This window comes from Candidatus Neomarinimicrobiota bacterium (assembly GCA_041862535.1).
Taxonomy (GTDB): domain Bacteria; phylum Fidelibacterota; class Marinisomatia; order SCGC-AAA003-L08; family TS1B11.
This window is the reverse complement of sequence record JBGVTM010000129.1, coordinates 1-12,326: the sequence shown is the minus strand read 5'-3', so window position 1 is coordinate 12,326 and position 12,326 is coordinate 1. Positions and strand designations below refer to the sequence as shown.

At 57.2% G+C, this 12,326-nt stretch carries 10 protein-coding genes; 8 read left to right on the top strand and 2 right to left on the bottom strand.

Annotation, left to right across the window (positions count from 1 at the left end):
• Positions 1 to 18 precede the first annotated feature (18 nt).
• On the bottom strand, positions 19 to 756 hold the full coding sequence (locus tag ACETWG_04800) for an isoprenylcysteine carboxylmethyltransferase family protein (protein MFB0515909.1): 738 nt from the start codon (positions 754 to 756) through the stop codon (positions 19 to 21).
• Positions 757 to 962: 206 nt separating this feature from the next.
• Between ACETWG_04800 and ACETWG_04795 the strand changes: the two genes are divergently transcribed.
• The 5 genes from ACETWG_04795 (at position 963) to guaB (ending at position 9,167) form a co-directional block, all read left to right on the top strand.
• Positions 963 to 1,688 carry an isoprenylcysteine carboxylmethyltransferase family protein gene (locus ACETWG_04795; GenBank protein MFB0515908.1) on the top strand — a complete coding sequence of 242 codons (726 nt, stop codon included), beginning with the start codon at positions 963 to 965 and terminating at the stop codon, positions 1,686 to 1,688.
• A 101-nt stretch (positions 1,689 to 1,789) separates the two neighbouring features.
• Positions 1,790 to 2,962 (top strand): acyltransferase, encoded by a 1,173-nt coding sequence (locus tag ACETWG_04790; protein MFB0515907.1) that lies wholly within the window; start codon positions 1,790 to 1,792, stop codon positions 2,960 to 2,962.
• 220 nt (positions 2,963 to 3,182) lie between these two features.
• Positions 3,183 to 6,029, top strand: coding sequence for a helicase C-terminal domain-containing protein (locus ACETWG_04785; protein MFB0515906.1), 2,847 nt, complete (start codon positions 3,183 to 3,185; stop codon positions 6,027 to 6,029).
• Between the two features lie 37 nt (positions 6,030 to 6,066).
• Positions 6,067 to 7,596 carry a histidine ammonia-lyase gene (hutH, locus tag ACETWG_04780; protein MFB0515905.1) on the top strand — a complete coding sequence of 510 codons (1,530 nt, stop codon included), beginning with the start codon at positions 6,067 to 6,069 and terminating at the stop codon, positions 7,594 to 7,596.
• 107 nt (positions 7,597 to 7,703) lie between these two features.
• Positions 7,704 to 9,167 (top strand): IMP dehydrogenase, encoded by a 1,464-nt coding sequence (gene guaB / locus ACETWG_04775; protein MFB0515904.1) that lies wholly within the window; start codon positions 7,704 to 7,706, stop codon positions 9,165 to 9,167.
• 327 nt (positions 9,168 to 9,494) lie between these two features.
• Here guaB and rpsT read toward each other — a convergent pair whose 3' ends face one another.
• Positions 9,495 to 9,755: a 30S ribosomal protein S20 gene (gene rpsT, locus ACETWG_04770; GenBank protein ID MFB0515903.1), complete on the bottom strand. Its 261-nt coding sequence runs from the start codon at positions 9,753 to 9,755 to the stop codon at positions 9,495 to 9,497.
• 121 nt (positions 9,756 to 9,876) lie between these two features.
• Between rpsT and ACETWG_04765 the strand changes: the two genes are divergently transcribed.
• From ACETWG_04765 to tatC, 3 genes are all read left to right on the top strand, one after another.
• The gene (locus tag ACETWG_04765) at positions 9,877 to 10,560 is read left to right on the top strand and encodes a Crp/Fnr family transcriptional regulator (GenBank protein MFB0515902.1); all 684 of its coding nucleotides are present in this window, start codon (positions 9,877 to 9,879) and stop codon (positions 10,558 to 10,560) included.
• Between the two features lie 66 nt (positions 10,561 to 10,626).
• On the top strand, positions 10,627 to 11,547 hold the full coding sequence (gene meaB, locus ACETWG_04760) for a methylmalonyl Co-A mutase-associated GTPase MeaB (GenBank protein MFB0515901.1): 921 nt from the start codon (positions 10,627 to 10,629) through the stop codon (positions 11,545 to 11,547).
• A 6-nt stretch (positions 11,548 to 11,553) separates the two neighbouring features.
• The gene (gene tatC, locus ACETWG_04755; GenBank protein ID MFB0515900.1) at positions 11,554 to 12,279 is read left to right on the top strand and encodes a twin-arginine translocase subunit TatC; all 726 of its coding nucleotides are present in this window, start codon (positions 11,554 to 11,556) and stop codon (positions 12,277 to 12,279) included.
• The last annotated feature ends 47 nt before the right edge of the window (positions 12,280 to 12,326 follow it).

The following is a 12,326-nucleotide window of genomic DNA, read 5'->3' as shown; positions in this document are numbered from 1 at the left end:
GGGTTCGACAGCATTCTCTCACCATACTCCCGGCACTAGCCGGTAGCGGACGCGCTGGGCATAATCCGAATAGCCGTCCAGCTCCGCCAGCAGTGTTCGGTCTTCCAGGGCTGTGCGCACCACGGTGAGGATCGCCGTGACGCCCACCGGCACCAGCGCCCACAGGGTGCCCAGGAACACCGGCAGGACCAGGTAGGCCAGAATCCCGCTGATATAGGAAGGGTGCCGCACCAGGCGGTAGGGACCGGTGGTAACCGTGGTGTGTCCCCGGTCTTTCTGGATGCGCACCACGGCCGAGAAGAATTTGTTCACCGCCATGGCCCAGGCGCTCACGCCGTAGCCCAGCACCATCACCACCAGTGCAGCCGCCTGCCAGGCCGCCGGCAGTGACGGCGACCAGCCGAACCGATAGTCCAGGCCGGCCACGATCCAGACCACCAGGGGGCCGTATAGGGCCAGAAGGGTTACGAGAAGCCGGTCCCACCCTTTGGCGTCCTGTGCCTCGGCGTAGCGGGCGCGTTCCGCCAGCAGGTCCGGATGTTTCAGGGCGACGATGACCCTGCTGACAACGGTAAAAGCGATCGTGAATCCGATGAGAATCCAGGCCGTGATCCAGTTCAGCGTCCCCGCAGCCAGGAAGAGTACCAGAGGCATCATCAGGATGTAGATCGCGAAACGGAGGATGGCTTTCCAGCCGATCCGGTTAGCCTTTTCAGCGGGGCGTTGCGTTTCTTCAGAAGGCTTGTTGGTGTTCATGCTCACCTTTTTATTGTTTGCTTTCAGCGCCCTTGTTAAGTCCGCGGGCTGTGGCAGATCCAATAGACAAACTTAACGCTTTTCGCCCTGAACCGGCACGGGAAGTATCCAAACAACTGCAGCTTCCTTTCGTGCACCGGGCGCATCCGGCGAATGCAAAATCATCACGGGATGCTTATATTCGGGCGTTATGAAAATGCAGCCTGATGAATACCTACTCCCCCGCTGATACTCAGAAGCCCCGGCCCGTCCCGACCCTAACCATCGTCCGCTGGGTGGTGCGCGAGTGCCTGGGGGTGGCCCTGGTGGGGGTGATCCTGTTCCTGGCCGCAGGGCGCATGGATTGGGTGATGGGGTGGGCCCTGGTGGCTGTGACCTTTGTTTGGGTGTGCGCCAACGCGCTGGTCCTGATACCTCGCAGATCGCCGCTTATCGCCGAGCGCCTGGGGCCGAAAAAAGGGGCCAAGACCTGGGATACCGTTATCATGAGTATAGTCGGCGTCGTTACCATCGTCCGGCTGGTGGTCGCGGGCCTGGATCTGCGCTTCGGCTGGAGCACGGGGATACCGTTCGCCATCCAGATTGCGGCCCTCGTGATAGCCGTGCTGGGCTATGCCCTGGGAGTGTGGGCCACGGCAGTGAATGCCTTCTTTTCGCAGATCGTCCGCATCCAGGAGGAGCGGGGGCACACCGTTGTAACCAACGGGCCGTACCGCTTCGTGCGCCACCCGGGTTATGTGGGAACACTCCTGTTCGAGCTGACCGTGCCGGTTATGCTGGGCTCACTGTGGGCCCTGGCCGTCGGGGGGCTTATCGTTCTGCTGATTGTCACCCGCACCGCCCTGGAGGATCGGACGCTATTGGCGGAGTTGGACGGCTATTCGGCTTATGCCGAACGGGTACGCTACCGCCTGCTGCCAGCTGTCTGGTAGTATAAGCAGGCAACAATGCTGTCAGTCTTAAGCCTTGGAAGAAGGGTGGCATAAAGGATATACATTATTATTTAATAGCAAAACTAAATCAGTAAAGAACCTTGAAGACATACCCCCTTTCACCGATAGATCATGTTTTCACCGGTGCCGGCTCATATCCTATCGAGTTTGTATTCGCGTTTAAGGACAGGATTGATCAGGCGCGCCTGCAAAGCAGCCTCGAGGAAACCCTCGTTCACTTTCCGCCCCTGCGGAGCAAGCTGATCCAGCTGTCGGATACCGCCCTTGGTTTTGAGCCCACTCAGGATGGACTGGTGCTTGACATCACTGGCTCACCGTCAACCTTCGAAGAGTCAGAGGACTTCTCCCAATTCTTGGAATCGGTTCATTCCGTAGCGGGAGAACCGCTGACGAAGATCAGACTCACCCAGACCCCCAACGGATCTGTTCTCGGAGTGAGCATCTCACACGCGCTGGCTGACGGCTTCAGCTACTTCCATTTCCTGTCCTGTTGGGCACGAATCTCCCGGGGGAAACCGATTACCCCTCCTGCGTGTCAGCGGGAGTTTCTTCTACCCGAGGTTACAGGCAAGGAGCCCGTAACACCTGAGCATGTTCTTAATCGGTGCGGCATTTTCTGGCATGAGAAGCGGCAGACCCTATCCCGGCAGCAGATTCGATGGGAGAGGCAACTGCTCTCACAGGTGACGCTGAACCAGCTGCTGTCAGAAGCACAGGCTGAACACGAGGCACGCCTGACGCACAATGACGTGCTTACCGCGTACTTGTGGAAGAACTACGTTCCTCGGTGGAGCAGGAGGTCTGCTCCGCCCACCGCCTATGCCAGCGTGCCCGTTGATTTCCGGCGGGTGCTTGATGGTCTGCCTGATACCTACTTCGGCTGTGCCGTCCTCCTTGCGGTTGCTTCCATCGACCTGGAGCGTCTTGAAAGCGCCTCGTTGGGGGAACTGGCCAGGCTGGTCCGAGAGGCAGTCAATCGGATATCTGAAGAAGCTGTATGGGATTCACTGGAAACGCTTGAGAGTATTCGGCAGGAAAGGGGACTGGCTGTCCTGGAAGAATTGCACGTTGTACCGCCAAACAACGGTCTGCTGGTGACTAACCTATCCCGCATCCCACTTCAGGATCTGGATTTTGGAACCGGGCCGCCGACCGGTTTTCAAATCCTGACTCCAGCCCAGAGAGGAGCCGTCATTCTACCTGCTGAAGACGGGGTGGATATCAGGGTTTATCATCCGTCAGGCTCGGGTTGAGATCCTTCGCTGCCCCTTCGATCCCGACGTAAAGTCGGGACTCAGGGCAAGGTCCAGGATGACAGCTATAGAGGTGGACTTGAATGCCGGCCAATCGCCCTGAATTCCCTATGAGAACGTGTCGTTGAAGTCCTAGCTTTACTTTCCTGAAGACGGTAACTCGATAGCCGTTTCGGGTGGTGGCTTTTATGCGAGCATTGGTGGGTAGATACTGACTTCAATGACCTCATCCGAACTGCTCTCCCGAATTGAGCTGGACGATTTTGTCGTCATCGACTTCGAGACTACCGGTCTGGACGCCAGCACCTGTAAGATCATCGAGCTGGGGGCTGTGCGCTTCCGCGACGGTGAGCCGGCAGCGGAGTTCCAGCAGCTGGTCAATCCCCTGGAGCCGATCCCCACCGAGATCGTAGAGCTCACCAATATCAGCGATGACATGGTGACCGCTGAGCCCACCATCGAGGAGGTGGGGCCGGAGTTTCTGGATTTCATCGGGGGAAGCCCCCTGGTGGCCCACAACATTCGCTTCGATCTGGCTTTCCTGCAGGGGGTCTACCGAGCCCTGGGCCGGCCGGAAAAGGTCACCAATCGTCTTTACGACACTATAACCCTGAGCCGCACGTTTCTCTATCACCACACCGGCTTCAACCTGGCCGCCCTGTGTGACTTCTATGGCCTTGAGCACAAGGAGGCCCATAGGGCCTATAACGACGCTCTGAATACGGGTCTTATCTTCGTGCAGTTGGTCCACGAGGCGGCCGCCTATCCGCTGCCGGTGATTCAATCCCTGTTGGGCGTGCAGCAGCATGTGGATATCCCCAACAAGCACCTGTACGTCCGGCTGGCCGATGTGATGGCCTCTACAGGCCAGACTAAGGGGCTCACCAGCTCTACCGTAGAGTACCACAGACCTCGGGCTACCTTTGAGCATGATGGCCGCGGCGACGACTATGGCCCCCAGACGGCACAGGTATTCTTCGGGGAAGAGGGGACGCTGGCCGCCGGCTGGGAGCAGTTCGAGTCCCGGCCAATCCAGGCAGAATTCTCTGAGGCGGTGGCCCGGGCCTTTGAAGATGGGCAGATCCTGGTCGCCGAAGCGGGCACGGGTTTGGGCAAGTCCATGGCTTACCTGCTGCCGGCGGTGAACCATGCCTACGTGCATCGGCAGCCGGTGGTAGTCTCCTGCTATACCAAGTACCTGCAGGACCAACTGTTCTACCGGGAGATTCCCCGGTTGGTGACCATACTGGATGCGCCGGTGAAGGCGGTGATACTCAAGGGGCGGGGCAATTACCTGTGCCGCACCCGGCTGGAGTTCGTACTGGCCAATGCTAAGCGCCTGTTAGGGCCCGAGGACTGCGAGAGCATTCTGCCGATCATCATCTGGGAGCTGCATACCTTGACGGGCGATGTGGACGAGTGTCCGGGTTTTCTGTCGCATCGGGGCCTGCGGCTCTGGCGTATGCTGCGCAGCGAGCGGGGGTTCTGCCTGGGCAATACCTGCCGCCGCCACCACGGTTGCTTTTTAGGGCCCATCCGGCGGGCCGCCCGGCAGGCCAGCCTTATCGTGGTGAACCATGCCCTGCTCATCGCCGATGCCGCCGGGGAAGTGGGCCTGCTGCCCGAAGATTATGTACTGGTACTGGATGAAGCCCACCACCTGCCGCGGGTGACCACCGAGGCGCTAACCATGGAATTCGGGGAAGGGATTGTCCGCCGCCTGTGTGACAACTACCTGGGCAGTCGCTACCGCCAGATCTTCCGTAAGCAACTGCGGGATGCCCTTCAGGTGCTGGACGAAGAGAAGGACTGGTATGCCGAGCTCCAGGCCGCCGCCCGAGTCCTTCAAAAGGCAACCGCCAACCTGCTCGAGGCGTACGTTTGCGAGAACCAGATCAGGGTCGATCCCGACTGGAAGTATGCCACCCAATTGGGCCGCTATATAGATCCTCACTTGGAGTTCCGCGGCTTGGATGCCCAGGTGCAAACGACCGCTGCGGCACTGGATACCCTTACACAGATGCTGGCAGACACGCACAAGCTGCTCACCAAAACGGATATGGCCTTGAGTGAGTCGCTGGTGAATGACCTGGAGCTGGACCTTTCAGAAGCCACGGTGCTGAATATGGCCTTCAAGCGTATTGCCATGGAGGAGCCTACCGGGGACGATGTCCTCTGGCGGGAGGTTCAAGCCCGGAACGATCAGGTTCAGGTGGAATTTCGGTGCGCGCCGTTGACGGTGGGTGCGTTTCTTTCGGGCCGGGTGTTTGAGCGTCGGCCGGGGACAGTGCTCTGTTCAGCTACCCTCCAGGTGGGCACCAGTTTCGACTACTTCCGCGGAGAGGCAGGCCTGGATGAGCACTTTGACGCCTGGCCAGTGGAAGAGCGGGAGTTTCCATCACCATTCTATTATAGTGAGCAATGTGTGGTCCTGGGCTGGGAGACGCCGGTGGACGTGACCGATCCCCAGTATCCCCAGCAGCTGGCGGAGCTGATTGATGTCCTGACCGACCAGATTGAGCGGCGGCTCCTGGTGCTATTTACTTCCTATGCCCAGGTGCAGGCAGTGCATGCCATTCTGCATCCGCGCCTATTTCGTAGCCAGCGGCGCTTGATCACCCAGTTTGGCGGCAGCAGTCGGAGGAGCCTTCTGGAAGCTTTCAGGGAGAATCCGCGAGCCATTCTCCTGGGGACCGCCAGCTTCTGGGAGGGCATCGACCTGCCCGGTGAACTGCTGGAAATGCTGATCATCGCCCGACTGCCCTTTGCCAATCCCACCGAACCGGTGGTAGAAGCCCGCATCGAATACCTCCAGGAGCAGGGCTACAATCCGTTCCAGGAGTACCAGATCCCCGATGCCATCACCCGTTTCCGCCAGGGTTTTGGACGCTTGATCCGCACCTCCAGTGATGAGGGTCTATTCATCATTGCCGATTCCCGGGTTTACCGCCGCAGCTACGGCCAACTCTTCCTGGATGCCCTTCCTGTGCAGGCGATACCTTTCCGCTATCCCGACCGCATTGCGAGTCTGGTGGAAGGGATCGTATTTCAGCCAGAGAAGGCTTGAGCGAAGGCAATTGCTATTTTGATACAAAGGTTCAAGTTTGAAATCGTTCCTTATTGATATTAAAGACTATCAACTGAATGACTTTAAGCATTTCTTAAAGTCGTCACCCCCAGTAGCCCTTAGCGATCGCGCCCGTGAACGGATTGTCCGGTCACGCCTCACCCTTGAGAACATTCTCGCTGATAAAACCACAACTATTTACGGCATAAATACCGGTTTCGGTAAGCTGAGCACCGTGCGCATATCCGGCGATGAGCACCAAACGCTGCAACGTAATCTCATCCGCTCCCATGCGGTAGGTGTCGGGCCGCCCCTGCAGGCTGAGGCCGTGCGACTTACTATGCTGCTAAAAGCTCTCTCATTAAGCCAAGGGTACAGCGGCGTACGTCTGGAGGTCTTGGAACAACTGCTGGCCTTTTTGAATGGCAACGCCTTACCAGTGATCCCATCCCAGGGTTCGGTAGGCGCCAGTGGTGACCTGGCACCTCTGTCACATATGACGCTGGCCTTAATGGGTGAGGGGGAAGTACTTCTAAATGGCGCACCTGCCCCGGCAGTCCAGGCCATAGAGCGCCTCGGGCTTCAGCCGTTGGTCCTGCAAGCCAAGGAAGGTCTGGCGCTCATTAACGGGTCTCAGGTCTCCACCGCCCTGGGACTGCTGGCCATGATTCGGCTGCGGAATTTGGCGCAGGTGGCGGATGTTATGGGTGCCTTATCGGTGGATGGCCTGGCGGGCACACCCCAGCCTTTCCGACCCGAGGTGCATGAATTAAAGAAGCACGCCGGTCAGAAGGTCTCCGCCGCCAACCTCTATCGGCTGATGGAGGGGAGTGCTATCCGGGAAAGCCACCGCTACGGAGATGAGCGCGTGCAGGATATCTACAGCCTGCGCTGCATGCCCCAGATCCACGGCGCTTGTCGTGATGCCCTCGATTTTGCCACCCGCCAGTTGCTGAACGAAGCTTCCAGTGTCAGCGACAATCCGTTGATATTCCCTGATAGTGGTCAGGTGATCTCGGCGGGCCATTTCCACGGCGAAGCCGCTGCTTTGGCCTGCGACCTGGCAGCCCTGGCGGCGGCTGAAATGGGCAATATCAGCGAGCGACGCATCTTTGCCCTGCTCAGCGGGAGTGCTGGTCTACCTACTTTTCTCATTTCAAAACCCGGTCTAAATTCCGGTTTTATGATGATGCAAGTCACGGCGGCTGCGCTGGCCTCCGAGAACAAAACACTCGCTCATCCCGCCAGTGTAGATACTATTCCCACCGGTGCAGACCAGGAGGATCACGTGTCGATGTCCGCCTGGGCCAGTCGCAAGCTGCTCCAACTGGTGGATAATTTGGAGCATATCCTGGCCCTGGAATATGTCACGGCCTGCCAGGGAGTGGACTTTCATGGTGGGTTGGAAGCGGGGCGCGGTGCGATGGCAGCCTATCGGATTCTTCGGGAGCGGGTCCCGTTTTTAGATGAGGACCGCCCGCTCGCACCGGATATCGCCCAGGCACGCGAACTCATCGCCTCCGGGGCCGTCGTCGAAGCCGTTGAACAGGTAGTACCCCTGCTGTGAGACGCCGATTTATCACCAAGGCTGACATTCGCGGGCTTGCCATGATGGAAAATCAGCGGAAACGTATAGTTACTATTCAATAAATGCATAAAAAGGAGTGCAGTTAGGTGGCTGACAGATTACGCGAAGGCATCACCTTTGATGACGTCCTCCTGGTGCCGGCTTATTCCAACGTTTTACCTAAGGATGTAGATGTCTCAACCCGATTGACCCGAACCATTCACCTGAAGATTCCCTTTCTAAGTGCCGCTATGGATACCGTTACCGAAGGGGATATGGCCATTGCCCTGGCCCGGCAGGGTGGTATCGGCGTGCTACACCGCAATCTCACAATAGAAATGCAAACAGCCGAGGTTGACCGGGTGAAACGCTCGGAGAGCGCGATGATCCTCGATCCGATCACTCTCCCTCCCGATAAGTCTATCGGGGAGGCGCTCGAGGTCATGCGGAGGCATCAGATTTCTGGTGTGCCGATCGTCGATAATGACCATCTGGTTGGCATCCTCACGAATCGGGATATCCGTTTCGAGAAGGACCTCTCCCGGCCCATCTCGCAGCGGATGACCAGCGAGAACCTGGTTACCGTACCTAGAGGGACTACCCTCGAGGAGGCCAAGACGGTTCTCCAACAGCACCGCATAGAGAAGCTGTTGGTGGTGGATGATGGTGGTGCGCTGTGTGGCCTCATTACGGTGAAGGATATTCTCAAGAAGGAGCAACACCCTAACGCCTGCCTGGATAGCCACGGCCGGCTGCGGGTGGGTGCCGCCGTGGGAACTGGAATAGATACGTTTGACCGCGCCGCTGCGCTGGTGGCTGCCGCGGTAGACGTCATCTTTGTTGACACTGCCCACGGCCATTCCGAAAAGGTCCTGCAGACCGTGAAGGAGCTGCGGAAACGACACTCGGGGATCGATATTATTGCCGGTAATGTCGCCACCGCTGAGGGGACCCAGGCGCTCATCGAGGCCGGAGTGGATGCCGTGAAGGTGGGGATTGGCGCCGGAGCCAGCTGTACTACCCGGATTGTAGCGGGGATTGGTGTACCGCAGCTGACTGCGGTACTGGACGCCGCCGAAGTCGGTGGGAAGGCGGATATCCCTATCATCTCCGATGGCGGAATGCGTTTTTCCGGCGATATTGCCAAGTCCCTGGCAGCGGGTGCATCATCGGTAATGCTGGGGAGCATCTTCGCCGGCATGGATGAAAGCCCCGGCGAGACCATCCTCTATGACGGGCGGCGATACAAGTCTTTCCGGGGGATGGGGTCATTAGGCGCTATGAAGGAGGGCTCCGGCGACCGCTACTTCCAGGAGGGCACCGCTTCCGGTAAAATGGTCCCGGAAGGGATCGAGGGTATAGTGCCCTACCGGGGACCGGTGGCTGAGACGATCCACCAGCTCATCGGTGGACTGCAGTCGGCTATGGGTTACTGCGGTGCCTCGAATATCGCAGAGTTGCAGGCCAAACGGAGGTTTGTCCGCGTGACCAGCGCTGGAGCCAGTGAAAGCCACCCCCACGAAGTGGCCGTAACGAAAGAGTCACCCAACTACCTGGCGACGGGGAGGTGAAATTAGGGCCTGGTGGCTAGGGGCTGGGGGCACCGTAGATTGAATATTGAAAATTGTTGATTGAAGATTGATAATATTCGGGAGTTGGGTACTGGGGGCTTGTAGGGGCGAAGTGTGACCTGCCGGAGGCTACGGAGGTGGTAGCGACGGTTTACAATCTGCTGGGGCGGAAAGTGCCTACCATCCTCTACATCGCCCGTTCGGTTACGCTGGGATATACCCACAGCATCAAGTTGGTGTTAATAAAATAGGGTTGGTGGCTAAGTATAGATTGATCCGCCAGCTGACGGACTGAGCGCTGATTGCTGATCGCTGAAGGCAGATAGTTTACGATGCGAAGCGGGAGGCTACCTTTCGGGTGAGACTGGATTTCAGTCGGGCGGCCCGGTTCCTATGCATGATCCGCGCTTTAGCGCTTTTATCTAATTCCTTGATAGCTTGCCTCAAGGCGGTCTCAGCAGCATCCTTCGTAGTGGCTTCTTCCACCTTTTTGATGTAGGTCTTGACTTTCGACCGGGCGGAGCGGTTGCGCGCGTTGCGCTTTAGCGATTGCCGATGCCGCTTAATGGTTGATGAGTGTTGCTCCATAATAATACTTTCCATTTCATTTTTCAAATTATAAAATTAATTATAATTAGATAATCAGGCAAATAGCGTTAAGCACATAATTAGAATTGCCTAATTGATCGTGTTAATATAAGTTTTTAGTATGGTAGACCAAGCGACTATTCTTCGCGAGGTTCCGATCTTCACCGAGTTGAGTGATGAGGATCTGGGCACTATTATGCGAATGACGGTTAGGCGCTCTTACCCGAAAAATGCCATGATTGTCATTGAAGAGGACCAGGGTGACACGCTATATATCATTGAAACCGGGACCGTGAAAATTACCCGGCTCAATGAGGAGGGCCGTGAAGTCATCCTTGCGATTCTCGGTCCTTCGGAATTTTTTGGCGAGATGGCCCTGCTTGACGGGCAGGGGCGTTCGGCCAACGTTATGGCCATTGAAGATACAGTACTTTTTACGCTTAACCGACGGGATTTCCTCGATGTCCTGGAGCGCTTTCCCTCGATATCGGTCCAGCTCCTCCGGGAAATGACCTTACGCCTGCGAAAATCCGACCAGCAGATCAAGTCCCTTTCCCTGTCTGATGCTGAGCACCGGATAGGGATTGCACTGCACCGGTTCGCTGAGGACATGGGTATTTTTAAGATGGGGCAGGTAGTCATCAACCGCTTGCCCTATCAGCAGGATATCGCGAATATGGCCGGGACCAGTCGTGAGACAGTGTCGCGGATGTTAAAAAATCTCGAGCAAAAGGGGTTGGTAGAGCGTGAGGGCCGCCGCCTGCTCATTCGAGACTACGCCGCTTTCTCACACTTATTCGGATAATAAGCCCTTTGGTTTCAATCCGGGCTATCCGGACGGATGCCGCAGGGGTAAGCTTGCGTTAAGCCGTTGGCCCTAACCCTGGTTGAGCAACTTCTAGCAGGTTCCTCCCTGGCCCTGGCGAAGGTGATCAGCCAGATTGAAAATGAATCCCCGCAGATTTCCCACCTGCTGGATGCCCTTTACCCTCGCGCCGGTACCGCCTACCGACTGGGGATCACTGGGCCGCCTGGGGTGGGTAAAAGCACTCTGGTAGACCAGCTTACCAAACTCTATCGCCAGGCAGGAATAAAAGTGGGGATTATGGGAGTTGATCCCACCAGTCCCTTCACCGGTGGCGCCCTTCTGGGTGACCGTCTCCGCATGAGTCGCCACCAGCTCGATGAGGGCGTGTATATCCGCAGTATGGCCACCCGGGGTGAGACGGGTGGCCTGGCTGCCCGGAGCCAGGAGGTAGGGGATGTTCTGGAAGCTGCCGGGTACGAGATTATCATTTTCGAAACTGTGGGTGTCGGCCAGGTTGAACTGGATGTAGTGGAGGCGGTGGACACTACACTGGTAGTCCTGGTCCCGGAATCGGGTGACGATATCCAGCTGATGAAGGCTGGTATTTTCGAGATAGCGGACGTGTTTGTGATCAACAAGTCGGATCGGGAGGGCACCGGTCAGCTGCGATACCTTCTGGAGCAGCTGCTTAGCTTGAAAGAGGACAACGCGGGTTGGGAAGCACCGGTCTGCCAGACCACAGCCACGGCAGGTGAGGGCATTGAAGAGCTGCTTCAGCTTATAGAGTCACACCAGTCCTATTTGGCGGCGAGCGGCACCCAGCTCCAGAAACGTCGGCGGCGAGCGCGGCAGAGAGTGGAAGCGTTGGTAAGTAAGGAGGTGATGGAAGGCTTCTGGACCCCGGAACGCCGCGAGGCCTTGGATGCCGGTTTAGACACTATAACACCCTACCAGTTAGCACGCACTATTCTGGATATGTCTTGAGCTGCGATGACTGATCCCAAGGAAATGACCTTTCTTGAGCATCTGGAAGAGCTCCGCTGGCGGATATTAAAAAGCCTGGGCGCCATTGTCCTTTTTGCCATTCTGGCCTTTATCAAGGCCGATTGGCTCATCGGTTTCCTGACCGCTCCCGCTCTCCGACTGAACCAGCCCGTAATCCTGCAGGCGTTGAAGGTATCCGATATGTTCATGGTGCAGCTCATCGCCAGCCTTATGGCCGGGCTCGTCCTGGCCAGTCCGGTGGTTATATACCAGATTTGGCGTTTTGTAGAGCCAGCTATGGGCAGATCCTCAAAACGCATCACACTTGCCATCGTGCTATTCGGATCATGCTTTCTTCTGGCGGGGATCACATTCGGCTATCTCGTGCTGCTGCCCTTCAGCCTCCGGTTTTTCACCGCCCTGGGCAAAGGCATGGTGGAAGCCAATTACAGTATTCACGCCTACCTGGGATATGTGGTCTCAATGCTCCTGGCCGCCGGGCTGGTCTTTCAACTTCCCGTGATTTCCTTCATTCTCACCCGCATCGGGATTCTGACACCCGCCTTTCTCAGGCGACATCGCAAATTCGCACTGGTGGGTATCCTGGTGTTTGCGGCGATTCTTACACCACCCGATCCATTAAGTCAGCTGTTTATGGCGATCCCTCTCCTGGGTTTGTATGAGCTTTCCATCCTTATCTCCAGGATTTTCTACAAACCCGAGGAGGCTTGATTTGCTCTGGCAGTGCCCGTAAGTTTTTGCGATGAAGGTTCGTCTCA

Coding starts and splice junctions, on each gene's coding strand:
- ACETWG_04795 (MFB0515908.1), top strand. CDS start 963: ATGAATACCTACTCCCCCGCTGATACTCAGAAGCCCCGGCCCGTCCCG.
- ACETWG_04800 (MFB0515909.1), bottom strand. CDS start 756: ATGAACACCAACAAGCCTTCTGAAGAAACGCAACGCCCCGCTGAAAAG.
- rpsT (MFB0515903.1), bottom strand. CDS start 9,755: ATGGAGCAACACTCATCAACCATTAAGCGGCATCGGCAATCGCTAAAG.
- ACETWG_04765 (MFB0515902.1), top strand. CDS start 9,877: ATGGTAGACCAAGCGACTATTCTTCGCGAGGTTCCGATCTTCACCGAG.
- tatC (MFB0515900.1), top strand. CDS start 11,554: ATGACTGATCCCAAGGAAATGACCTTTCTTGAGCATCTGGAAGAGCTC.
- ACETWG_04785 (MFB0515906.1), top strand. CDS start 3,183: ATGACCTCATCCGAACTGCTCTCCCGAATTGAGCTGGACGATTTTGTC.